We start from the raw sequence: 22011 nt of genomic DNA on the forward strand, positions 1-22011 counted from the left end.
CACTGACTGAGACGAGGGCCAAGTGAACAACCATGTGACTCTGGAAGAGTTCGTTGCCGTCGTGACCGGAGACTCGGTACAGGACGTCGTGAGGGAGTCGAGGTGTGTGGCACTGCCCTTCGGCTGCGGCGAAAACCTCATGGAGGTCGTGTACACGTCTGAGGACGGCGATCCCGAGGAGGACGCGCTCTACTGGCTGATCTGGCAGATGACCGGTCTGTGTGGGGACTGCCAGGACGAGTACGAGGAGTTGGAGGACGAGGCTGTCGACGCCGTCACGCAAGCCGTCGACAAGTTCGAGCTCCGCCTAGAGATGGAAGCTAGCGTGATGAGGCTTCTATCCGAGCTGGAGCGCGACGACGACAGCGACTGAGCGCGCGTCGAACTCAGCGACTCAGCAGATGCGTTAGGGCGCTAGAACGCGCCTGTCAGGAGCCCAGACGCACTCGCCGGCGAGTACGTACGAGCGAGACGTGAGAGCGCCCGAGAAGCGCACACAGCGATCCCAGAGAAGAGCCCCGTCTCAAGGCAAGTGAGACGGGGCTCCGGTCTGGGAGGTTACGGGAAGATGCGGAAGCACAGCATGCCGGGCTTGCGGATGATCGAGTGCGCCAAGCCGTACATCGTGACGAACACCAGCAGCTGGGTTCGCATCACTTCGACCGAGACGCCGTGCCGGGCGCGTGTCTGTACCCCGGTCAGCTCATGCTCTAGTCCATCGACGTACGCGGCCCACTGGCTGTCGAGGTATCCCGGCTGTCTGACTGCCTCAGGCTTAGAGACGGCCGTCTGGTGCATCTCGATGGGATCAGGGAGTGCGACTGGCTCGGACTCTGCCTCAGGCAAAGGGGGCAGACCGCGCCCCTTGCGGCTCCGTGCTACCAGCTCGTCCTTACCTATAGAGGCCAAGCACAGAGCAGAATCCGTCTTCGTAAGGGCGTGGTCGCAGAAGGCGTGAGTTACATCGAGACCCATTCGTCGTTCACGCTGTTTCGCGGCCCTGGCCGCGCTCCGCCGCTCCCTGGTCACTGCGGACGGCGTTACGGGGAGCCATGACGTCCATCCGCGCCGGTCGGTCATCCTCGTTAACTGCCCAGCCGCGGTGAGCCGGTCCAGACATGCCAGGGCGGCCGCCGTGTCGAGTTCGAAGAAGTCGATGGCCACGCTCTTGAGGGTCTTGCCTCCACTCTTCTGGAGGGCGCGCAGCACTGGCGCCTCCGTGGCATGGTTCGACAGCGCCGAACTGTCGTCAACGTTGCCCATCGGCAACCACGGCCTTCATGAAGGCATGCCACATCGTGTCTGCGTGCGGCTGCCGTTGCTGGGTCCGCCGCTCAGTCGGCTTCTGCTCGGCCCTGAGTCGCCTACGAGCCTTGTTTCTCTTCTTGGCCATCACTCACCTGCCGGTGGTCCGGATCGATGAGAGGAGCACGGAACACCTCCCGCGGAATCGGTCTGTGATGAGGCCGAGCGCCTGTAGCGATCCACACCCACCGGCGCTACAGGTACTCGGCCTCTGTCCCGGACCGGCCATCCGGGAATTGGTGGCTGGTGTGGGGCAGGGGATAGTCCCGCGCGGGGTAAAGGAGGGTAGAAGAACCCCCGGGCCTGTCCCACACCAGCCGGTCTGTGTTGCCGCCTACGTAGTGGCGGTCACGTCGTAGCCGTCGTCGTCCAGGCTCGCGAGGAGGCGGTTCATGCCCTCGTGGTCGAGACGGCTCGGGCGCGCTGAGACCACGTCGGTCAGGAAGACGCGGCGAGAGGTCTTCTCTCGCCCCACGAAGCAGACTCGGCCTGCGTCGTGCAGTCGCGCCAGAGCGGCCTCGATGTCCGCTCCCTCGACAGCGGTGAACCCGCCGATCACGCGAGTCCAGTAGACCCCGCCGTCTTCCTTGCGGGACCGCTCGATGAAGCGGATGACCTGCTCGTCCAGGTCCAGCGCGGCATTCATGACGCCGCCGCAATCGCGGCCTTGACCCGGGTGACGACGGTGTTCTCGGGCTGGGCGGTCGCACTCGGGCTGGACGGCGAGACGATGACGCTGTCTGGGCCAGACGCGGTCGACGCTCCCGCCTTGGTGCGGCCGGTGTTGTAGAGGTCCAGGAACACCGCGCGGCGCCGGACAGTGCCCATCGCCATGAGGGAGTTGAAGTCCTGGAGGTCCATCGAGATGGTGGCCATTTGGGCCTGCCTTTCTACTGACGGCACGAAGACGTACCGGGTTCTACGCGGTCGGATAGGTGTGTGGTGCAGACGGCCGGCTGACGGCTCAGCCGTTGCTGGGCTCGACGAGTCCGAGAGCGACCAGGTCGTCGTACGAGGGCGGGGCCCAAGCAAGCCTGAGCTTGCGGACCGTCGAGTCGCCTCGTGCTCCGTCTGCGATCAGGTCGTTTACGGTCGTGCCGGGGGCGGGCTTGCCGTCGGGTCCGTACTTCACGCGAGACGGCGCGGTGAGCTCCTGGAGCTCCTGCCGTCGCTCGGCGCGGCCACTCTCCACCATCTGCTCGTGGGAGGCACGCTGCTCTTCCTCCCGCCGCTGGTCGGCATCTTCGCGGCCGATCTGCGCCCGAGCCTGAGCGCGGTCGATGCGTGCCGCTCGGGCCCTCTCGGCTACGCGAGCCTCGAACCGCGCCTTGGCCGCTTCGGCCTCACGCTCGTTGCGCACGCGGGTCTGGACTGCGCGCCGCTCGTCGGCGAGCGACGGCAGCCCGGCGCGGCGCCTGATCTCGATCGAGGCCGCATCGCCCTGAGGCTCCTCGTCCTGGATCTCGTTGTTCAGGATGTCGCCGCCTCGGAAGGCGGCCATGATCTCGTGAGTGCGCCTGTCTGCCATGGTCACTCCTCCTCGAATTCCGGGACGGCATCGCCGTATCCCTCACGTATGTTTTGGCGGTACCGCTCTGTCGCCTCGGGCCCGTAGAGGCCGCGATACTGGGGGCAGCTCTCAAGGCGAAGCCGGTGGATCCTCTCGGCCAGTTCGGGATCGAACTCTGGCTCCCACGGAGGGAGAGGCGGGGCCTGCTTCTTCTGCCGTGCGATACGAACCTCGTCCGCGTATTCCCTGCGCTGGCGAAGCTCATCGTCCGATAGCTTGCGTGACTTGCAAGGTCGGGGCTCGTATTCCTGCACCTGGGCCCCTTGTTTCTCGCGGCCGCGCCGGATCATTTCTGCCAGCTCCGTATCCGGCCTGTCTCTCTCCTGGAGAATTGGGTGATCCGGGTACTTCTCGCAGTTCGCCCCGTGAGCGGTACAGATTTCCATACCGGCCTGAGCGCGTCGGCGGGCTTCAGTGAGGGAGCGAAGGGGCATTACAGCTCACCGCCCCACACGCCGTCACGCTGGCTCGTGAAGACCTGTTCCATTTCCAGCGTGACTTTTGCGGGAACCTCAAGGCCAAGGAGCTTTGCCAGCTTCATGTTCAGATCCGCAATGGTGCGCACACAGGCGTTCCGCTCGGCTACTGTCTCGGCCTTTGCCAGATTCTTGTGAGCCTCGCGGACCATGTCGGAAAGCGACGACTCCCGGTCGATGCGCAGGTCGTCCGCAGACTCAGACGGCAGGTTCTTTCGGGCCCGAGCGATTCGGCGTTCCACCACATCCTTGGTCAGGCCCATGGCCCGGCCAATGGTGAGAGTTGAGTGGCCCTTCTTGTGGAGGGCGTAGACCTTCTCTGCCTCGACGTCCAGCTCGGCCGCGCTCAGGCTGCCTGCACCCAGCGGAGCGCCAGGCTTTCGGGGCTTTGGCCTACTTGGCTTCTTTTCAGCCACGGCTTTCCCTCCGTTCTGCCGCCCGGATTCCGTGCCAATGCCAACTGATTGGCATTTCAAAAGTCTCAGATGATTGACGAAATGGCAAGGAAGTGTATATGGCGCGCGAGCGTGGGTGATGCCGCAGAATGGCGGATATCGTGGCTCTATGGCGAAAACCAACGATGGCCTTCTGGGTGTGTTCCTTTTCGATGTTGATAGGTCTGCCGGGCCGGATGATTGTTGGCCTTGGATAGGTCACCGCACGGCCAAGGGATATGGCCAGTTTCAGATCGGCGGCAGGAAGAAGAGAGCCCACCGCTGGCTCGTGGAATGGGCCCTGGGTGATGTTCTGGAAGCGGATATCTTCGTGTGCCACACCTGCGACAATCCGCCGTGCTGCAACCCCAGCCACCTGTTCATCGGTGACGCCGAGGCCAACAACCGGGACAAGGCTGCGAAGGGCCGTCACCCTGGCGGCTTTCACGGCAACCAGAACCAGGCCAAGACCCACTGCCGTCGAGGCCATGAGTTCACCGCAGAGAATACGCGGATCGATCGGCGCGGCTATCGCGAGTGCCGGGCTTGTGAGCGCATCCGACATGGTCGGGCCGACGACTCGACGCGCACGACGTGAGCGAACGTCTCGCGCTCTCATGCGTGTTAGGGCTACAGAACAGTGCCTCTCGGCTCCCAGTAGAGCGAGCGCGACAGAAGACACGCACGCGCTCACCGATCTCGCCTAGCGAGCGCACAGCGTTTCGGCAGGTCAGCGAGTGCCGGCAAGCACACCGAGAAGCCCCTGACGCTGGGGGCATCAAGGGCTTCTCTGTTGGGTGTGGAACGTCAGGCGTCGTCGCCCTCTGCCGGAGCGGGAGTCTCGGCCTTCACCGGGGACTTCTTCGCAGCGGCAGGCTTGGCGGCGGCCTTCTTCGCTGCCGTCGGCTTCTCGGCCACTACCGCGAGACCGACCTCGCCAGCGGCACGAGCCTTGCGGCACGCAGCCCGCCCGGCCTTCGTGCGCGGGTGCTTGCAAGCGCTGTGGTCGAGGCGAACGGTGGCAGTGGGCGGCGTGGTCATCTGAACTCCTTGGGAGGGGCGTTGTCGTGCTGGCAGAACGAACGTAGGAAGCGAGAGCCAGCCGTCCGTAGGGAAGCGGCCGGATTCCATGGAGAGTCGTTATGGAGCGGTGGCCAGAGGTCACGGCCTCCACTGCTCTGACGTGCCGCCCGAGCATTGAGGGCAAGCGACCTTGAGCCTGAAGAGGCACGTGCCACACCCAGCGAAGCCGCCGCAGTCAGAGCACCAGATCAGCCGTGTGCCCACGCAGAGGCCACAGAGGGTGGATAAGTCGTTCAGCCACTCGATGAGGCCGGGAAGTCTGGAACCGTTGAGGCCGTACCCCGTTCGGCCACCCCGTTGGCCTTGCCGTCGTGTCGGGGCGGTCACGATGGCTCCGTCGCGGCCTCGAACACCTGGCGGAGAGCCTGGCTGATCGTGCACTCGGCCTCGTTGTTGCACTCCCAGCAGTCGGCCACGTGGAGGATCCACAGGCTTCGCGCGCCTACGGGGCTCAGGTGTTTGGGCGCACACGTGAGGCACGCGTACAGGCCCCAGCCCCGGCCGTCCGGGTGATCGATGCGCTGGATCAAGATCGGCTGATCAGTGATGGACTCGCAGTCCGAGCACATCCGGATGGGGTTGTTGCGCCGCCGAGGGTTTCTGCTCATGCCGTCGCCGCCCTGCGATCAGTGCCGTGGGTGGCGGCGAAGAAGGACGTTGCAGTCAGAGACCGTGGACCAGTCGTTGCGCTGGCGGGCGTAGCGACGCAAGTCGGCCAACTCGGCACACCCGGCGCACTTGTCGACGGGATCGGGCTCTCGATCGTGCGTCCCGTATGCCGGGGGATTCGTGGACGTGCTCGCCTTGGCCATGCCAGCTCCTCGCGTCGTCTCCGTGACGACAACGCTAGGAAGCTGGGGAGAGCCAGCCCAAGCGAGTTCTACGCAGTTGCACGCGAGTTCTCAGCCCAGCGCAGCGAGGGCATCCGCCACACATGCGCGAGCCTCAGAGCCGTACACGGCCATCTCTCGAAGGTCCCCGAAGGCCCTTACGTACATCGCCACTTCGCCCGGCGCCGTGAGCGTCACCTGAGCCGTCAGGAGTTCCACATGGACACGCTCGTCGTCGAAGATGTCGAAGGTCTCGACGGTCCACATGCCCCGCTCTCGGGCAGCGAACGGGATCACGCCGAGCGACACGGCGGGCAGCGACATGACCGACAGCAGGTGTCCGAGCTGACCGGCCATGCACTCGGCGTCTCCGAGCTGGTACCGCAGTACGGCCTCCTCGATGAGGAACACGAAACGGTGTCCCTGCTCGTGGAGCACGCGTGCTCGTGCCATGCGAGCGTCCACGGCTTCTGCCGTGTCCTTGGGCGCTCGGTGGAACCGCCCAACTGTGCTGAGCAGGGCGGATGCGTAGGCCGGCGTCTGGAACAGACCCGGTACGACGTGCGAGGCATACCCACGGTGGAGCTGCGTCCGCTCGTACAGCGGGACGCGGGACTCTTGCAGCCTTCGCAGGCCCGTGCGCTGGAGCCGTCGCCACTCCAGGTACATGGAGTCAGCGGAGCGAGAGGCGGCGATGATGTCCGGGGCTAGATCATCCGCACCACACCCAGCGCACCAAGCTCGGATGTCCGCATCGGACGGTGGGGTGATCGCGTTCTCGATGCGAGAGACCTTGGACTTGTTCCACCCGGCGTACGCCGCCAGCTCATGACCCTTGAGTCCAGAGTCCAGGCGGACCTCTCGCAGACGCGCGGCGACGTTCTTGCGCGCGGCCTCGACACTGGATGACTGGTAACTAGGCATGAGCTGGTGGCGAACCGCTGGAGCGGGTCAGACCGTGAACCTCTCGTGTGGTGTGGCGCGTTCCCAGACCGACTCGAACGCGTCGGCACAGAGCTTGATCACCTCTGGGTCGTCGTTCAGCTCGTGGCCCACGAACGCCCCGTTCCCGGCGAAGTGCCCGAAGCGGATCAGCCGGTCGTCGAAGAGCCAGTAGTCGGCACCAGGCAGTGCCAGCGTCGCAGCCTCAGGGCGGGGGAGCCAGCGGATCAGCTCCCCGGCCTCGACGTTCAGGAACGTGCTGGCGTGCTCGTATCGGATGTACTCGCTGACCGGCACGGACACGATGCGGGCACGGCGCATGACGACGCCACGGCTCGTGGCCTGGCGCACCAGGTCGAGCCAGTCACGGCTACGCTCGGCAGACGCGGGGCCGATCTCGCCCGTCTCCCGCCACTCGGCGAAGTCCTCGTCCTCCGAGGCTATGCCGTACCAGTCACGCAGCTCCAGGTGGACGGCCGACCGTTGGCACCCCGCGATCAGTTCACTGAACGGCGGCACGCTGCTCGGCTTCATCGCACGCCTTCCTGATCTGATCCACCATGCTCGCCGGGATGCGGAACACGCCCTCGGTCTCGGGGATGCTGCCCACCTTCAAGCATTCCGCTTCCGTCGCCTCGTCGGCCTTCCAGCCCTGGAGTACGAGATCCGCCGACTTCTCGTCCACCCACACACTCGGGCAGTTGTCGCCGTTGCTGTTCGGGTCCTTGCCGAAGAACTTTAGAGCCATGACCTTCACTCCTGACTAGTCAGTTGCGTTCGGTTGCATGAGCGTCGCCCGCCTGGCAGGACAGCGTCAAGACCGTCTCCGGACAGCCTGAGACGGCGGGCTGGACGGAGGGAGCACGCGCCCTACCAAAGGTCGCTACCCTCCTGGCAGCGGCGTCGTGCCGTGCGCGTGCTGGGGAGCATGTCGGTAAGGGTGGGGTGATCTGGTGCGTGTGCCGAGAGTTGGCGTGGCCCTCGTGATGGGACTGGTTCTGACAGGGTGCGCATCTCCGAGCGAGACCGCTGGCGCCGACGCTCGGCAGACTTGCGAGAATCTGGGCTATAACGACGCCTCCGAGTCGGCCGACGAGGACAGCTCGGGGAATGCGACCGATACCTGGAGCGCGGGGAAGTGGGCCGAGGTTGCGGAAGACCTCGACGAAGAAGTAAATCGTGCGGCGCGCGCAGCCCGAGCGGACCGGAGCTGGGACAGGCTCTCCAACGCCGTCACGGACTTTCAGCGGCTGACCGAGTTGAAGGCCACGATCGAGAACACGAGCCTGCCCCAGGCTGACCGCGATGCCGCCCAGGCCCAGCACGAGGCACTGAACGGGCCCGAGGTAGTACGGGCCATGGAGCAGGAGTGCCGGAAGGCACTGGCTGACTAGCACGGCGGGTGGGTGTGGAACGTAGGTGATGGATGTTCCACACCCCCCGCTCGCGTGTATGCCGGCGAGTGCTCAGCCGCAGGTCAGTACCGGTCGCCCAGTGAGTGGACCGCGTTCACTGCGCGCTGAGAGGCCATGTCCGCGCCGTACCTGCGGAGCATGGCGGGGGACTTCCATCCACGTACGGCCATGACGTTCTCGCCGGAGATTCCAGCGGTCAGCAGGTCGTCGGCCCAGGTGTGACAGAACGAGTGCGGAGACACCTCGGTCGGGTCGTAGCCCGCCTCGGCCGCGCGCTTCTTCACCATCCGGTACAGCGCCATGTACCGCAGAGGCCGACGTGATCGCGTGCCGAGCCATAGAAGAGGAGAGGCGTTGGGGTTCTCCGGGTTGCCCAGTACGTGATCCGTACGGACGCGCAGGTATCGAGTGAGCGCCTTCACTGTCTTGGGCTGCAAGGGGATGACCCGGCCGTCTGTGGAGTTGCGATCGCCCTTGAGCGGGACCACGACCAGGGTGTGCCCCGGCAAGTCGAGGTCCTGGACGCGCAGGTTCAGAAGCTCGTCCGAGCGCAGGCCCTCGGTGAGTACGCGGATCATCGCGTGATCGCGGACCGTCTGGAAGTCGCGGACCTTGGGTGAGCCGTTGCCGGTGATTTCCAGGCAGTCGTTCACGAACTCCTCGGACAGCGTCTTGGGCTTCCCGAGCTGCGGAGCTGCGTACCGGTGGAACTTCGGATCGAGGTATGGATTGAGGTGGTCGTACTCCTCAGCCATGTAGAGGAACAGCGCTCGGAGGTTCCGCTGCGTGGTGTTGACCCCACCCGTGTAGCCGCCATTGCCGTCCTGGCTCTTCGGTACGTCCTTGGTCTCGTACCACCAGCGAAAGAAGCGGTTGAGAAGCTGCACGTCACAGGCGGTGAAGGGACGTTCCACACCAGCCTGTGTCATCCACGCGGAGAGTGCTTTGCCCGCGTTCACGTAGGCGTTGATCGTCTTCCGCTGGAACGGTCGGCCGTGCTTGTTGGTCGTCGTCTCCAGATGCAAGCGCAGCTCAGCGAGCAGTGCGTGACGTACGTCCTCAGGCGACGTGAGCGCACGTACGGAGCTCTGTGAGTGCGCGTGTGTGCTCTCGCTCTCTGTCGGCGAGACGCTGCGCCTCTGCGCACGTAGCGCGCTCTTCCGTACTGGGCTTGGTGTGGAACGTTGCGGTCGTGCCATGGCCCGTGGCTCCTTGGGACAGAGGAGCTTGGGCAAGCGTTGTTAGTCCAAGCGACTTGCCTAGCTCCGTGTGGATAGGAGTCACAGAGCCAGGAAGCCATGTCGTCCGACCATAAGCGCAGGTCAGAGATCTTGTGGAGGCCGTGATCGGAATCGAACCGACGTAACTCGCTTTGCAGGCGAGCCCCTGAACCACTCGGGCACACGGCCGTGTTGTGCACGAGTACGACCGTAGGCGGGGCGGGGTGAGGGGCTCAAGGGATTCCGCTGGCGTGCAACATGACTGTCATGGCGCGTTCATGGTCGTAGGTCCAAGGGACCAGGGGAGTGCCTGCTCCGGACAGGGGTCATCCCGGGTCACGCCTCTTACTCTGGGAGCATGAGCGCCCTCGAACCCCGCGACGCAGACGTCGCACCCGCCACCGCCGTCCCCACCCCGGGCGGCGGCTCCGTGCTCGATCGGGAGCATCGGGCGCTCAGCGTCGGCATCGTCTCCGTCGTGCTGCTCATCGCCTTCGAGGCGACCGCCGTCGGGACCGCCATGCCGGTCGCGGCGCGCGAGCTGAACGGCATCGGGCTGTACGCCTTCGGCTTCTCCGCGTACTTCACCACCAGCCTCTTCGCCATGGTCCTCTCCGGGCAGTGGTCCGACCGCAGCGGGCCCCTCGCGCCGCTCACCGTCGGCATCAGCTCCTTCGCGGCCGGGCTCGTGCTCTCCGGGACCGCCGGGACGATGTGGCTGTTCATCCTCGGGCGGGCCGTGCAGGGGCTCGGCGGCGGGCTCGTCATCGTCGCGCTGTACGTGGTCGTGAGCCGCGCGTACGCGGAGGCGCTGCGGCCCGCCATCATGGCCGCCTTCGCCGCGAGCTGGGTCGTCCCCTCCGTCGTCGGACCGCTCGCCTCCGGGACCGTCACCGAGCACCTGGGGTGGCGGTGGGTCTTCCTGGGGATCCCCGTCCTCGTCGTCTTTCCGCTCGCTCTCGCTCTGCCCGCCATACGTCGTACCGCCTCCGGGCCCGCCGACCCCGCCGCGCCCCTCCCGCCGTACGACCGGCGGCGCATCCGGCTCGCGCTCGGCATCTCCGCCGGCGCCGGGCTCCTGCAGTACGCCGGCCAGGAGCTGCGCTGGCTCTCGCTGCTCCCGGCCGCGGCGGGCGCGGCGCTGCTCGTACCGGCCGTGCTCGGGCTGCTGCCGCACGGGACCTACCGGGCGGCCCGGGGCCTGCCGTCCGTGGTGCTGCTGCGCGGGATCGCGGCGGGGTCCTTCATCGCGGCGGAGTCCTTCGTACCGCTCATGCTCGTCACCCAGCGCGGCCTCAGCCCCACCCTTGCCGGTCTCTCGCTCGCCCTCGGCGGCCTGACCTGGGCGCTCGGTTCGTGGCTCCAGGCCCGGCCGTGGATGGAGCCGTACCGGGAGCGGTCGGTCGTCGTCGGCATGGTGCTCGTCGCGGCGGCCATCGCGACCGCGCCGACCGTCCTCGTCCCCTGGATGCCCGCCTGGATCGTCGCCCTCGCCTGGGCGTGGGGCTGCCTGGGCATGGGCCTGGTGATCTCCTCCACGAGCGTGCTGCTCCTGAAGCTCTCCGCGCCGGAGGAGGCGGGCGCGAACTCCGCCGCCCTCCAGATCTCGGACGGCCTCTCCAACGTGCTGCTGCTCGCGGCGGGCGGCGCGGCGTTCGCCGCACTGGGCGGGGGCGCGGTGGGACACGCGGTCACCACGGGCGGCGCCGGCCACCCCATGGCCTTCGCGGCCGTGTTCCTGCCGATGGCGGGGGTGGCGCTGGCGGGGGCGTGGGTCGCTACGCGGCTGAGGGTGTCGGAAAGGCGATGACACCGTGTGGTACCACGCGGTACCATGTGTGCATGGCTGGTCTCAACGTCAGGTTCACCGAGGAAGAGCTGGACGCGCTGCGTGAGCGCGCCGAGGCGGAGGGGCGCAGCATGCAGTCCTTTGCGCACGACGCCGTGATCCGGGCGATCAACGAGCACTCCCGGCTCTTCAACGAGGCGGCCGAGCACGTGCTGAAGGCCAGCGGGGAGCTGAACCGGAGGCTTGCGTGACGTACTACCTCACGCTGCCGGAGCTCCTGAACCTCGCCGAGCGCCTGGGCGCGAACGAGGTGCGTGACTACGGCCTCCTCGACTCCGCTCTGGCGCGCCCGCAGTCGAGCGTGTTCGGTCAGGACGCCTACCCCGACGTCTGGCAGAAGGCCGCGGCCCTGATGGAGTCCCTGGCCCGCAACCATGGCCTGGTGGACGGGAACAAGCGCATCGCCTGGTATGCCACCTGGGTGTTCCTGCACATCAATGGGCATCCACTGGACCCCGGCTTCAACGTCGACGAAGCTGAGGCGTTCGTCCTGGACGTGTGTCAAGGGGCACTGGACGTCCCCAAGATCGCCGCACAGCTGCCGACGTTCGCCCGCTGAGACGAGGCTGTGACGCTCGCCGCACCGGGCGAGGTCACGGCCTTGTCTGCCTCTGGGTGCTTCGGTCACACCGGTAAGGTGGCCCGGTTGTCATATCTGGACGAGCGTCGAACCGGAGACCGTGACTACCACCGCCACCTCCTCCCATCACCTCTCTCCCGCCTTCCCCGGCCGGGCCCCCTGGGGTACCGCGAACAAGCTGCGTGCCTGGCAGCAGGGCGCGATGGAGAAGTACATCCAGGAGCAGCCGCGCGACTTTCTCGCGGTCGCGACGCCCGGCGCAGGCAAGACCACCTTCGCGCTGACCCTCGCGTCCTGGCTGCTGCACCACCACGTCGTGCAGCAGGTCACGGTCGTCGCCCCCACCGAGCACCTGAAGAAGCAGTGGGCCGCGGCCGCCGCGCGGATAGGGATCAAGCTCGACCCCGACTACAGCGCCGGGCCGCTCAGCAAGGAGTACCACGGCGTCGCCATCACCTACGCCGGTGTCGGCGTGCGCCCCATGCTCCACCGCAACCGGTGCGAGCAGCGCAAGACCCTCGTCATCCTCGACGAGATCCACCACGCCGGTGACTCCAAGTCCTGGGGCGAGGCCTGCCTGGAGGCCTTCGACCCGGCGACCCGGCGCCTCGCGCTGACCGGTACGCCCTTCCGGTCCGACACCAACCCCATCCCCTTCGTCACGTACGAGGAGGGGAACGACGGCATCCGGCGGTCCTCCGCCGACTACACCTACGGATACGGGAACGCCCTCGGCGACGGGGTCGTCCGGCCCGTCATCTTCCTCTCCTACAGCGGCAACATGCGCTGGCGCACCAAGGCCGGTGACGAGATCGCCGCCCGCCTCGGCGAGCCCATGACCAAGGACGCCATCTCCCAGGCCTGGCGCACCGCCCTCGACCCGCGCGGCGACTGGATGCCGAACGTCCTGCGCGCGGCCGACCAGCGGCTGACGGAGGTAAGGAAGGGCATCCCCGACGCCGGCGGCCTCGTCATCGCCTCCGACCAGGACTCCGCCCGCGCCTACGCCAAGCTGATCCGCGAGATCACCGGCACCAAGGCCACCGTCGTCCTCTCCGACGAGGCCGCCGCCTCCAAGCGGATCGACGAGTTCAGCGAGAACAACGAGCGCTGGATGGTCGCCGTCCGCATGGTGTCCGAGGGCGTCGACGTCCCCCGGCTCGCGGTGGGTGTGTACGCGACGACGATCTCGACCCCGCTCTTCTTCGCCCAGGCCGTCGGACGCTTCGTACGTTCGCGCAGACGTGGCGAGACCGCCTCCGTGTTCCTTCCGACGATCCCGAACCTCCTCGGCTTCGCCAACGAGATGGAGGTCGAGCGCGACCACGTCCTCGACAAGCCGAAGAAGGACGGCGAGGAGGACCCGTACGCCGAGTCCGAGAAGGAGATGGCGGAGGCCGAGAAGCAGCAGGACGAGGACACCGGCGAGCAGGACATGCTGCCCTTCGAGGCGCTGGAGTCCGACGCCGTCTTCGACCGCGTCCTCTACGACGGCGCCGAGTTCGGCATGCAGGCCCACCCGGGCAGCGAGGAGGAGCAGGACTACCTCGGCATCCCGGGCCTGCTGGAGCCGGACCAGGTTCAGCTCCTGCTGCAGAAGCGGCAGGCCCGGCAGATCGCGCACAGCCGCAAGAAGCCCGACACCGAGGCCGATCTCCTCGAGCTGCCGGCCGAGCGGCGGCCCGTCGTCTCCCACAAGGAGCTCCTCGAGCTGCGGAAGCAGCTCAACACGATGGTCGGCGCGTACGTCCACCAGAGCGGCAAGCCCCACGGCGTGATCCACACCGAGCTGCGGCGCGTCTGCGGCGGCCCGCCGAGCGCCGAGGCCACGGCCGGGCAGCTCCGCGAGCGGATCAAGAAGGTGCAGGAGTGGGCCACCCGGATGCGGTGACCGCTGCGGCGTCCGCCTGAGTGGGTGGGGGCGTGGTGGCGGGGGCGTGGCCTCGTCGGGTCCGGTTCTGGTGGTGTTCCCGTATCTCCTCGCCGTCGCGTCCTGTCCGTACGTACGAGACGCGCGCCCGCACTCCCTTGGCCTGAATCGCACGCACGACAAAGCCGATCTTGTCCTCCGAAGTCCCCCGACGGGCCTACGTACGCCCCGAACCCGCCCTAGTCGGGGCGTCCGCGCCCGGATTCTGGACGAGGTCTTCCGCTGAGCGGAGTGGCTCGCTACTGTCCCCGCAATGCAAACGCCCCGTGGCAGCGCCGCCGCGGAGCGCAGCCGGTGCGCATGGCCTGCCGGCGGCCTCTGACGTGCGTCGCCGCGGGACCGGTGTCGCAGCTCTCGTTTGAAGGACCGCCGTCACTCACTCCGAAGGAGAGGGCGTCGTGACCGCGGAAACCTCCCAGACGCTCGACCGGGGCCTCAGGGTCCTCAAGCTGCTCGCCGACACCGACCACGGCCTGACCGTCACCGAGTTGTCCAACCGACTCGGGGTCAACAGGACCGTCGTCTACCGTCTGCTCGCCACACTCGAACAGCACGCCCTCGTCCGACGCGACCTCGGTGGTCGTGCCCGGGTGGGTCTCGGCGTGCTGCGGCTCGGCCGCCAGGTCCATCCGCTCGTACGCGAGGCAGCGCTGCCCGCGCTGCGTTCGCTGGCCGAGGACATAGGCGCCACCGCCCACCTCACCCTCGTCGACGGGGCGGAGGCGTTGGCGGTCGCCGTCGTCGAACCCACCTGGACCGACTACCACGTGGCCTACCGCGCGGGCTTCCGGCACCCGCTGGACCGGGGTGCGGCCGGCCGCGCCATCCTCGCGGCCCGGCAGGGCAGCCTCATCGAGCCCGGGTTCACGCTGACCCACGGCGAGCTGGAGGCGGGCGCGAGCGGGGCCGCGGCGCCGCTGGTCGGCATCACCGGCATCGAGGGCAGCGTGGGCGTCGTCATGCTCGCGGACGCGGTCCCCGAGCGCGTCGGCCCGCGCGTCGTCGACGCCGCCAGGGAAGTCGCCGACGCCTTGCGCTAGGGCACGTCCGCGCCCGCGCCCGGCGCGGTGAGGCGGGCGGGGTCGCCCTGCGGTGCCCCCGGGGCCCGCCTCCGCCGTCAGCCGCCCTCTCCGGCCACGAGCGTGCCGAGGGGCGTTCTGCGGTGTTCCACCGCGCGGCCCGCCCGCACCGTCGTGATCAGGCCCGCCCCGCGCAGCGCGGAGGCGTGGGCCGAGGCCGTGGCGTTGCTGATGCCCAGGCGGCGGGCCAGGGTCGTCGTCGTGTGGGCGTCGGCGAGGGCACGGAGGAGTTCCAGGCGGGTGCGGCCGAGGACCGCCGCGAGGGCCGCGTCCGTGCCGGGCGCCGCGTCCGGGGTGAGCGGCAGGCCCGGGCCCGCCGCGTACGTCACCACCACGGGCCGGTCCGGCAGGTTCTGGACCAGCGGCCCGCCCGTCCAGTGGAAGGTCGGCAGGAGGACGAGGCCCCGGCCGTCCAGCGCGATCTCCCGCGTGGCCGCCGCCCGCGGAGCCGGCCATTCCCAGGTCGCCTCCCGCACCCGCGTGCCCGGGACCAGATCCTGCAGGGCCCTGCCCACACCGTGTGCGGCGACGGCGAGCGCGTAGCGCGTGAACTCCGCCCGGTGCAGGTCCTGCACCAGCGGCCACGCCGGTGCCACGACCGCCTCGAAGGCAGCCTGGTGCGCGTGGCGCAGCACCCGCCGTGCGCCCGTCCCGCCGGCGTGGAGCTCGCGGATCCACCCCGGAGCCGGGCGGCCCGCGTGGACCCGTTCCAGCTCCGACCGCACCAGCTCCGGCCGGGCGGCCTCCACCAGGTCGAGGCCGTCGGCCAGGGTCTCCCCCAGAACGTCCAGGAACAGCGGAGGGTCGCCCGCCGGGACGAGCTCCCCGAGCGGTGCCGCGGAGTCGGGGAGGGAGCGCAGCACCCGACGTCGCCAGCGGCCGAAGAGCAGTTCCTCGCCGCCGCCGAACACCATCTGGAAGGCCGCGTACAGCTCCGGCAGCGGGGCCGGCCGCGCGGCGAACCGGACTCGGGCGAAGTCCTCCGCCGTGAAACGGATTCGGATCACCAACGCGCCATCACCACTGCATCACCGCCGCATCACGCCGCATCACCGCACAAGCCTTTCGGTCAGGGCCTCAACCTTCGCCCGGGGCGACCGCCCGGCGCCAGCCTCTCCGCATGACATCGCCACGAGTGACCCGAGCGACCCGAGCTACCCCAACGACCCGAGCGACCTCAAGTGCCCACGTGACCCGAAGGACCGTCACCCGCGCCGGACTGCTCGCCGCAGCCCTCGCCGCCCTCCCTCCGGCCGCCGCCCACGCAGCCGCCCCGCGCGACCTCGTCCTGCGGCTGCCCGCACCCACCGGCCCGTACCCCGTCGGCGCCACCACGCTCCACCTCGTCGATCCGTCCCGCAACGACCCCTGGGTGCCCGAGATCGGCGTACGGGAGGTCATGGTCACCGTCCGCCACCCCGCTCGTACCGTGCGCGGATACCCGCGCGCGCCGCAGCTGACCCCGGGCGAGGCCCCGGTCTTCGGCTTCCTCGCGCACGTCGTCCACGGGCTGCCGTCCGCCGGTGTCGACTGGGCCGCCACCCTCACCCACACCCACCCGGGCGCCCCCGTGGCGCCCGGCCGACGGCCCGTGCTGCTCTACAGCCCCGGAGGCGGCGAGGCCCGCACGATGGGCACCTTCCTCGCCGAGGAGCTGGCCAGCCACGGCTGGGTCGTCGTGAGTGTCGACCACCCCGGCGACGCCGGCCAGGTGGAGTTCCCGAGCGCGCGGCCGGGGCGCGGGAAGGTGCGGGAGACGGTGTTCGTCCGCCCGCCCGACGCCACGCAGTTCCGCACCATGATCGAGACCAGGCTCGCCGACCTACGGTTCGTCCTCGCCCGGCTCGGAACCCTGGAAGGACCGCTCGGACGCGCCCTCGACCTCGGGCGGGTCGGGATCTACGGGCACTCCGCCGGTGGCACGACGGCCGCGCAGGCCCTCCACGACGACCGGCGGATCGCCGCCGCCGTGAACCTGGAGGGCTATCTGGACCAGGTCGACGGCACGCTCTTCCCGGTGGCCAGCGACGGGGTCGACCGGCCGCTGCTCCTGCTCGGCACCGACGGCTTCCGTGACGCGCGGCTCGACCGCTCCTGGGGCGCGCTGCTCGCCCACCCGGGCCTGCGGATCCGCAGGCGGCAGCTCGACGACGCGAACCACCAGGTCTTCAGCGACCATGCCGCCCTCGTGCCCCAGCTCCGGGCCGCCGGTCTCGTGACCGAGGCCGACCGCGTCCGGCTGGTCGGCGCTGTCGGGGCGGGGGCAGCCGTGCGCGCGGTGCGTCGCCAGGTGCGGGGGTTCTTCGGGGGTCGGCTGCCGGTCGGGGCCGACCAGTAGATTGGGGGAGTGCTCACCAGTCTCTCGCGTCACCGTGCGCTCGCGCTCTGCGCCCTGCCCGTCGCCGCGCTCTTCGCCGTCGTCGGGCTCGCGCCGCTGCCGTTCGCCATCGCCTCGCCCGGAACCACCGCCGACGTGCTCGGCGCGGTCGACGGGCGGCCGGTGATCACGATCAGCGGCGCACCCGTGCAGGAGACCGAGGGCAAGCTCCTGATGACCACGATCGTGGCCACCGGGCCGAGCGTGGACAACGACTTCGCCGACATCGCGGACGCCTGGTTCCGGACCGACCAGGCCGTGCTGCCCCGCGACTCCGTCTACCCGCCCGGCAAGTCGGACGCCGAGGTAGAGAAGCACAACCTCGGTGAGATGAAGGAGTCGCAGGACGCCGCCACGGTGGCCGCCCTGAACTATCTGAAGCTCGACCCGAAGGACGTGAAGGTCACCCTCCACCTCGCCGACATCGGCGGGCCGAGCGCCGGCTTCATGTTCTCCCTGGGGATCGTCGACAAGCTCGACGCCCAGGCCGGCGGCCGGCTCACCGGCGGGCGGACCATCGCAGGTACGGGGACGATCGACCCGAAGGGCGGGGTCGGCGCCGTCGGCGGCGTCTCGCTCAAGACCCAGGCCGCGGCACGCGACGGGGCGAGCGTCTTCCTCGTACCGCAGGCGGAGTGCTCCGACGCGCAGGCCGAGCTGCCCAAGGGGATGCGGCTCGTCCCCGTCACCACGCTCAGCGAGGCGGTGGACTCGCTCCGGGCGCTGGAGCAGGGGCAGGACGCGAAGGTTCCGAGCTGCTGACCTCCTTCCCCTCCTCCTCCCGCGAGACCCGCTTCCCGGGCGGGGCCGGACGGGCGTCCATGCCGCGCCAGGACGGGAAGACCATCGGGGCGAGGGTGGCCAGGAAGTAGATCCCACCGAAGGCGACGAGCGCCGTCGTCAGCCCGGCCCCCTCGACCAGCTGTCCCGCCACCAGGCCGCCGAGCGGGGTGGCCAGGAGCACCGCGGCCGTGTTCACCCCGGAGACCCGGCTGCGCAGCTCGTCCGGGACCGTCTCGTACGCCACCGTCGCCAGGATCGGGTTGAGCACCCCCGCCCCGAAGCCGCCCGCCGCGAGGACCACGAGCAGTGGCGCCGTGGTGTCGGTGAGCGCGGCCGCGACGTACGGAGGGGCGCCGCACAGCAGGAAGCCCGCCGCGAAGACGGTGCGCCGCGGGAAACGGTGCCCCACCGCCCCGTAGAAGAGCGCGCCGAGCAGCGCGCAGCCGCCGAACACGGCGACCAGCAGGCCGAGGGCGGCCGGACCGCCGAGGTTCTCCCTGGCATGGACCGGAAGGAGCACCGAACTCCAGCCCTGGTTCAGGCCGTTGGTGACCATCACCATGACGAGGATGCCGAGGATCAGCCGGGAGCGCAGCACGAAGGTGTAGCCCTCCCGGAGGTCGGCGCGGTAGCCGGCCAGGGAGAACGGCGCCGGGGCGGACAGTGGATCGGCTTCCGGCACGCCCCGCAGCCCGACGAGGACCAGCAGGGCGGAGAGTCCGAAGGTGACGGCGTCGAGGTACAGGACGGCGTCGGCGCCCAGGAAGGCGACCAGCAGGCCCGCAAGGGCGGCGCCGGTCATCCGGGCGCCCCTGGACACGGCGTCGTAGAGGCTCGCGGCGCGGGTGAGCGGGGTCCCGGCGCGCCGGGCCAGGGTGGGGACGAGGACGGAGCGGGCGGTCTCGCCGGGCGCGTGGAAGAGGCCGGTCACGGCCATCAGTGCGCACAGCATCCAGAACTGGAGCAGGCCCGCCCGGTGCAGGAGCGGGATCGCGGCGAGCGCCAGCGCGCAGACGAGGTCGGAGGCGACGCTGATCCGCCGGCGCCCGATCCGGTCGATGACCGGGCCGCCGACGATCGCGGAGACGACGACGGGGACGGCCGCGCAGAACGCGACGAGACCCGCCTTGCCGGGGCTGCCCGTGGTGTCGAGCGCGAACCACGGGACGCCGATGAGGGTGAGCGAATTGCCGGTGATGGAGACGGCGTTGGCGACCAGGACGGTGGCCAGGGGCGCCCGGTCGGTCGTCGGGCCGGACGATTGCAGGTGCTCCCCCCGTCCGCTCACGCGGCGACGGTGGCTGCCGGGCGGACCGTGACCGGCCCGCCGCCGGGAACGGCGAGGCGGAGCCCCAACTCGACCAGGGTCCAGCCGAGTCGGGTGCGCATCGGGGTGCCCGGGAGGGCGTGCTTGCCGGATTCGGTAGCGGTGTCGTGGAGTTCGGCGGCTCGGAGGTCGTGGAGCAGGAGGTGGACGTCGGCGTGCATGGCTTCGTGATCCCTTCCGGCTGTGGGTGCGTGGGCCGCTGGTGTCAGTGCTCGGACTGCGGGAACGCGTGCAGATGCACGCGTACGCGACGGGCTTCCGGGTCCTCGGCGGCGGGGGAGGTGCGGTAGCTCTCGATGAGTGCGTGGAGCTTCTCGTCGAGTTCGCGCAGTACGGCGGGCGGGAGGCGCAGCGTGAAGTCGCTCATGTCGGAGGCGCCGAGCCACTCCTCGTCCCACTCGTGCCGGGTGCCGAGGTAGGTGTTCAGCTCCTGGGTGTGGATGGTCGCGATCTCGTGCAGGTAGACCGCCACCGCGCCCTGCACCTCGGGGTCCCGGTTCCGGTACAGCGACTCGTCGAACGTCGTGCCCTGCTGGGCGGACTTCCACCAGCGCTCCCGGCCCTTGCCCCGCGTCGGGTCGTCCTCGACGAAGCCGTGGGCGGCGAGCTGGCGCAGGTGGTAGCTGGTCGCTCCGCTGGACTCGCCCAGTCGTTCGGCCAGTTGAGAGGCGGTGGCGGAGCCGTGGGCGCGCAGGCTGCGCAGCAGCTGGATGCGCAGGGGGTGGGCGAGCCCCCGCAGGGAGCGGGGGTCGAGCGAACGGACGTCGAGCTTCTCGGGCTGGGGTGCGGGCTGCTGCTCGTCGGGCTGCTTCTTGGGCTCGGGCTCGGGCATGACATGAGCGTAGACATGCAAAGAAGTGGTTGCAAGGAGTTTTTGCAACCACTTCTTTGCAACCCTGCGGGGTGAGGTGAGCGGCCTACTCCGCCCCGTCCTCCGCCGCCTGCTCCACCAGCGGGATGATCCGCAGCGGCACCGGGTTCTCCATCACGATCGCCGTCGACGCCCGCACGATCCCCTCGAAGCCGACCACCCGGTCGATCACCCGCTGGAGGTCCGCGTTGGAGCGGGCGACCAGCCGGCAGAGCATGTCGCCGTGGCCGGTCGTCGTGTGCAGTTCGAGCACCTCGGGCACGGTCGCCAGGTGCCCCCGCACGTCCGCCCCCTGCCCCTGCTTGATCTCCAGGGTCGCGAACGCCGTCACCGGGTACCCCAGCGCCGCCGGGTCCACCTGGGGGCCGAAACCGCGGATCACCCCGTTCGCCTGGAGGCGGTCCATCCGCGCCTGTACGGTGCCGCGCGCCACCCCGAGCCGGCGTGAGGCCTCCAGGACCCCGATCCTCGGTTCGCGTGCGAGGAGCACGATCAGCCGGCCGTCCAGATGATCGATCGCCACGGCGACCTCCTCATGGTCATCCTGTACAACTCTTCCGCTCATACTGGCCCTGTGCTGTGCATATTGACCAGTGCTCCGGCGAACTATTGCGCAGCTTGCCGATCGGCGGGACTCTGCCCCCATGACTGAGACCATCGATCACACGCCCTCCACCGCGCGGCAGGCCGACCCCTTCCCCGTGAAGGGAATGGACGCGGTCGTCTTCGCCGTCGGCAACGCCAAGCAGGCCGCGCACTACTACTCGACCGCCTTCGGCATGAAGCTCGTCGCCTACTCCGGACCGGAGAACGGCAGCCGCGAGACCGCGAGTTACGTCCTGACGAACGGCGCCGCCCGCTTCGTGTTCACCTCCGTCATCAAGGTCTCCACCGACTGGGGCCGCTTCCTCGCCGAGCACGTCGCCGAGCACGGCGACGGCGTCGTCGACCTGGCGATCGAGGTGCCCGACGCCCGCGCCGCGTACGCCTACGCCGTCGAGCACGGCGCCACCGGCATCACCGAGCCGCACGAGGTCAAGGACGAGCACGGCACCGTCGTCCTCGCGGCCATCGCCACGTACGGCAAGACCCGCCACACCCTCGTCGAGCGCTCCGGCTACGACGGCCCCTACCTGCCGGGCTTCGTTGCCGCCGCCCCGATCGTCGAGCCGCCGGCCAAGCGCACCTTCCAGGCCATCGACCACTGCGTCGGCAACGTCGAGCTCGGCAAGATGAACGACTGGGTCGGCTTCTACAACAAGGTCATGGGCTTCACGAACATGAAGGAGTTCGTGGGCGACGACATCGCGACCGAGTACTCGGCGCTGATGTCCAAGGTCGTGGCCGACGGCACCCTCAAGGTGAAGTTCCCGATCAACGAGCCGGCGATCGCGAAGAAGAAGTCGCAGATCGACGAGTACCTGGAGTTCTACGGCGGCGCGGGCGTCCAGCACATCGCCCTGGCCACCAACGACATCGTCGCGACCGTGCGCTCCATGCGCGCCGCGGGCGTCCAGTTCCTCGACACCCCGGACTCGTACTACGACACCCTCGGCGAGTGGGCGGGCGAGACCCGCGTGCCCGTGGAGACCCTGCGCGAGCTGAAGATCCTCGTCGACCGCGACGAGGACGGCTACCTGCTGCAGATCTTCACCAAGCCGGTCCAGGACCGCCCGACCGTCTTCTTCGAGATGATCGAGCGCCACGGCTCCATGGGCTTCGGCAAGGGCAACTTCAAGGCCCTCTTCGAGGCGATCGAGCGCGAGCAGGAGAAGCGCGGCAACCTGTAGTTCCGCAGTTCCGCGAGAGCCGGCGGGCCGGGGACACCCCGCACCCCGCCGGCCTCTCTCACATGGAGAAGTGGCAGCAGTGCCGGCCGCGCGGCCGCAGGAAGACGTTCTGGGCCGTCGACTGGGACTGCCCCACCGGCATCCCGATCC

Annotated in this window: 27 protein-coding genes and 1 tRNA gene; 11 read left to right on the forward strand and 17 right to left on the reverse strand. The window is 69.1% G+C overall.

Annotated elements, in window-relative coordinates; translation table 11 throughout:
• Positions 1 to 22 precede the first annotated feature (22 nt).
• On the forward strand, positions 23 to 373 hold the full coding sequence (locus AB0E14_RS29820) for a hypothetical protein (protein ID WP_362424941.1): 351 nt from the start codon (positions 23 to 25) through the stop codon (positions 371 to 373).
• Between the two features lie 185 nt (positions 374 to 558).
• Here AB0E14_RS29820 and AB0E14_RS29825 read toward each other — a convergent pair whose 3' ends face one another.
• The 5 genes from AB0E14_RS29825 to AB0E14_RS29845 form a co-directional block, all read right to left on the reverse strand.
• Positions 559 to 1209: a hypothetical protein gene (locus AB0E14_RS29825; RefSeq protein ID WP_362424944.1), complete on the reverse strand. Its 651-nt coding sequence runs from the start codon at positions 1207 to 1209 to the stop codon at positions 559 to 561.
• A gap of 430 nt (positions 1210 to 1639) precedes the next feature.
• Entirely contained in the window at positions 1640 to 1951 is a 312-nt protein-coding gene (locus tag AB0E14_RS29830; RefSeq protein WP_362424947.1) for a hypothetical protein, read from the reverse strand.
• Positions 1948 to 2181: a hypothetical protein gene (locus AB0E14_RS29835; protein ID WP_362424950.1), complete on the reverse strand. Its 234-nt coding sequence runs from the start codon at positions 2179 to 2181 to the stop codon at positions 1948 to 1950. Before AB0E14_RS29835 ends, AB0E14_RS29830 begins: the two co-directional genes overlap by 4 nt.
• A gap of 88 nt (positions 2182 to 2269) precedes the next feature.
• A complete protein-coding gene (locus tag AB0E14_RS29840) occupies positions 2270 to 2833 on the reverse strand; it encodes a hypothetical protein (protein WP_362424953.1) in 564 nt (187 codons plus the stop codon).
• 475 nt (positions 2834 to 3308) lie between these two features.
• Positions 3309 to 3767 (reverse strand): hypothetical protein, encoded by a 459-nt coding sequence (locus tag AB0E14_RS29845; RefSeq protein ID WP_362424956.1) that lies wholly within the window; start codon positions 3765 to 3767, stop codon positions 3309 to 3311.
• A gap of 148 nt (positions 3768 to 3915) precedes the next feature.
• Here AB0E14_RS29845 and AB0E14_RS29850 point away from each other — a divergent pair, with 148 nt between their 5' ends.
• Entirely contained in the window at positions 3916 to 4383 is a 468-nt protein-coding gene (locus tag AB0E14_RS29850; protein ID WP_362424960.1) for an HNH endonuclease, read from the forward strand.
• 209 nt (positions 4384 to 4592) lie between these two features.
• Here the strand turns inward: AB0E14_RS29850 and AB0E14_RS29855 are convergent, their stop codons facing one another.
• From AB0E14_RS29855 to AB0E14_RS29875, 5 genes are all read right to left on the reverse strand, one after another.
• The gene (locus tag AB0E14_RS29855) at positions 4593 to 4826 is read right to left on the reverse strand and encodes a hypothetical protein (RefSeq protein ID WP_362424963.1); all 234 of its coding nucleotides are present in this window, start codon (positions 4824 to 4826) and stop codon (positions 4593 to 4595) included.
• A gap of 365 nt (positions 4827 to 5191) precedes the next feature.
• Complete coding sequence (locus AB0E14_RS29860) at positions 5192 to 5476, reverse strand: hypothetical protein (RefSeq protein ID WP_362424966.1); 285 nt, start codon at positions 5474 to 5476, stop codon at positions 5192 to 5194.
• Between the two features lie 294 nt (positions 5477 to 5770).
• On the reverse strand, positions 5771 to 6622 hold the full coding sequence (locus AB0E14_RS29865; RefSeq protein WP_362424969.1) for a helix-turn-helix transcriptional regulator: 852 nt from the start codon (positions 6620 to 6622) through the stop codon (positions 5771 to 5773).
• A 27-nt stretch (positions 6623 to 6649) separates the two neighbouring features.
• Positions 6650 to 7174 carry a DUF6879 family protein gene (locus tag AB0E14_RS29870; protein ID WP_362424972.1) on the reverse strand — a complete coding sequence of 175 codons (525 nt, stop codon included), beginning with the start codon at positions 7172 to 7174 and terminating at the stop codon, positions 6650 to 6652.
• Positions 7143 to 7388, reverse strand: coding sequence for a hypothetical protein (locus AB0E14_RS29875; protein ID WP_362424975.1), 246 nt, complete (start codon positions 7386 to 7388; stop codon positions 7143 to 7145). Before AB0E14_RS29875 ends, AB0E14_RS29870 begins: the two co-directional genes overlap by 32 nt.
• A gap of 226 nt (positions 7389 to 7614) precedes the next feature.
• Between AB0E14_RS29875 and AB0E14_RS29880 the strand changes: the two genes are divergently transcribed.
• Entirely contained in the window at positions 7615 to 8034 is a 420-nt protein-coding gene (locus tag AB0E14_RS29880) for a hypothetical protein (protein WP_362424978.1), read from the forward strand.
• A gap of 83 nt (positions 8035 to 8117) precedes the next feature.
• Here AB0E14_RS29880 and AB0E14_RS29885 read toward each other — a convergent pair whose 3' ends face one another.
• Positions 8118 to 9080 (reverse strand): site-specific integrase, encoded by a 963-nt coding sequence (locus tag AB0E14_RS29885; protein WP_362424982.1) that lies wholly within the window; start codon positions 9078 to 9080, stop codon positions 8118 to 8120.
• A 309-nt stretch (positions 9081 to 9389) separates the two neighbouring features.
• Positions 9390 to 9464 (reverse strand) — tRNA-Cys (locus tag AB0E14_RS29890).
• A gap of 169 nt (positions 9465 to 9633) precedes the next feature.
• Between AB0E14_RS29890 and AB0E14_RS29895 the strand changes: the two genes are divergently transcribed.
• The 5 genes from AB0E14_RS29895 to AB0E14_RS29915 all read left to right on the forward strand — a co-directional run bounded on the left by AB0E14_RS29895 (position 9634) and on the right by AB0E14_RS29915 (position 14674).
• Complete coding sequence (locus AB0E14_RS29895) at positions 9634 to 11085, forward strand: MFS transporter (RefSeq protein WP_362424985.1); 1452 nt, start codon at positions 9634 to 9636, stop codon at positions 11083 to 11085.
• A gap of 32 nt (positions 11086 to 11117) precedes the next feature.
• On the forward strand, positions 11118 to 11315 hold the full coding sequence (locus AB0E14_RS29900; protein WP_362424988.1) for an Arc family DNA-binding protein: 198 nt from the start codon (positions 11118 to 11120) through the stop codon (positions 11313 to 11315).
• Positions 11312 to 11683, forward strand: a complete 372-nt coding sequence (locus AB0E14_RS29905; protein ID WP_362424991.1) for a Fic family protein — start codon at positions 11312 to 11314, stop codon at positions 11681 to 11683. Before AB0E14_RS29900 ends, AB0E14_RS29905 begins: the two co-directional genes overlap by 4 nt.
• A 121-nt stretch (positions 11684 to 11804) precedes the next feature.
• Positions 11805 to 13595, forward strand: a complete 1791-nt coding sequence (locus AB0E14_RS29910; protein ID WP_362424994.1) for a DEAD/DEAH box helicase — start codon at positions 11805 to 11807, stop codon at positions 13593 to 13595.
• Between the two features lie 437 nt (positions 13596 to 14032).
• Positions 14033 to 14674 (forward strand): helix-turn-helix domain-containing protein, encoded by a 642-nt coding sequence (locus tag AB0E14_RS29915; RefSeq protein ID WP_260229619.1) that lies wholly within the window; start codon positions 14033 to 14035, stop codon positions 14672 to 14674.
• Positions 14675 to 14751: 77 nt separating this feature from the next.
• On the opposite strand, the gene AB0E14_RS29920 is transcribed toward AB0E14_RS29915, so the two are convergent.
• Positions 14752 to 15720 carry a winged helix-turn-helix domain-containing protein gene (locus AB0E14_RS29920; RefSeq protein WP_362424998.1) on the reverse strand — a complete coding sequence of 323 codons (969 nt, stop codon included), beginning with the start codon at positions 15718 to 15720 and terminating at the stop codon, positions 14752 to 14754.
• Between the two features lie 182 nt (positions 15721 to 15902).
• Here AB0E14_RS29920 and AB0E14_RS29925 point away from each other — a divergent pair, with 182 nt between their 5' ends.
• Positions 15903 to 17051, forward strand: a complete 1149-nt coding sequence (locus tag AB0E14_RS29925; protein WP_362425001.1) for a hypothetical protein — start codon at positions 15903 to 15905, stop codon at positions 17049 to 17051.
• A gap of 9 nt (positions 17052 to 17060) precedes the next feature.
• Positions 17061 to 17852 (forward strand): S16 family serine protease, encoded by a 792-nt coding sequence (locus tag AB0E14_RS29930; protein WP_362425004.1) that lies wholly within the window; start codon positions 17061 to 17063, stop codon positions 17850 to 17852.
• On the opposite strand, the gene AB0E14_RS29935 is transcribed toward AB0E14_RS29930, so the two are convergent.
• The 4 genes from AB0E14_RS29935 to AB0E14_RS29950 form a co-directional block, all read right to left on the reverse strand.
• Entirely contained in the window at positions 17785 to 19161 is a 1377-nt protein-coding gene (locus AB0E14_RS29935) for an MFS transporter (protein ID WP_362425007.1), read from the reverse strand. The genes AB0E14_RS29930 and AB0E14_RS29935 overlap by 68 nt on opposite strands.
• Positions 19158 to 19361 carry a hypothetical protein gene (locus AB0E14_RS29940; RefSeq protein WP_362425010.1) on the reverse strand — a complete coding sequence of 68 codons (204 nt, stop codon included), beginning with the start codon at positions 19359 to 19361 and terminating at the stop codon, positions 19158 to 19160. The genes AB0E14_RS29935 and AB0E14_RS29940 overlap by 4 nt, the downstream gene beginning before the upstream one ends.
• Positions 19362 to 19405: 44 nt before the next feature.
• On the reverse strand, positions 19406 to 20032 hold the full coding sequence (locus AB0E14_RS29945; RefSeq protein ID WP_362425013.1) for a winged helix-turn-helix domain-containing protein: 627 nt from the start codon (positions 20030 to 20032) through the stop codon (positions 19406 to 19408).
• Positions 20033 to 20117: 85 nt separating this feature from the next.
• Positions 20118 to 20594, reverse strand: a complete 477-nt coding sequence (locus AB0E14_RS29950; RefSeq protein ID WP_362011812.1) for an Lrp/AsnC family transcriptional regulator — start codon at positions 20592 to 20594, stop codon at positions 20118 to 20120.
• A gap of 121 nt (positions 20595 to 20715) precedes the next feature.
• On the opposite strand from AB0E14_RS29950, the gene hppD reads away from it, so the two are divergent.
• Positions 20716 to 21861 carry a 4-hydroxyphenylpyruvate dioxygenase gene (gene hppD, locus AB0E14_RS29955; protein ID WP_362425017.1) on the forward strand — a complete coding sequence of 382 codons (1146 nt, stop codon included), beginning with the start codon at positions 20716 to 20718 and terminating at the stop codon, positions 21859 to 21861.
• Positions 21862 to 22011: the final 150 nt, after the last annotated feature.

Source organism: Streptomyces sp. NPDC047981 (assembly GCF_040653315.1).
Taxonomy (GTDB): Bacteria; Actinomycetota; Actinomycetes; order Streptomycetales; family Streptomycetaceae; genus Streptomyces.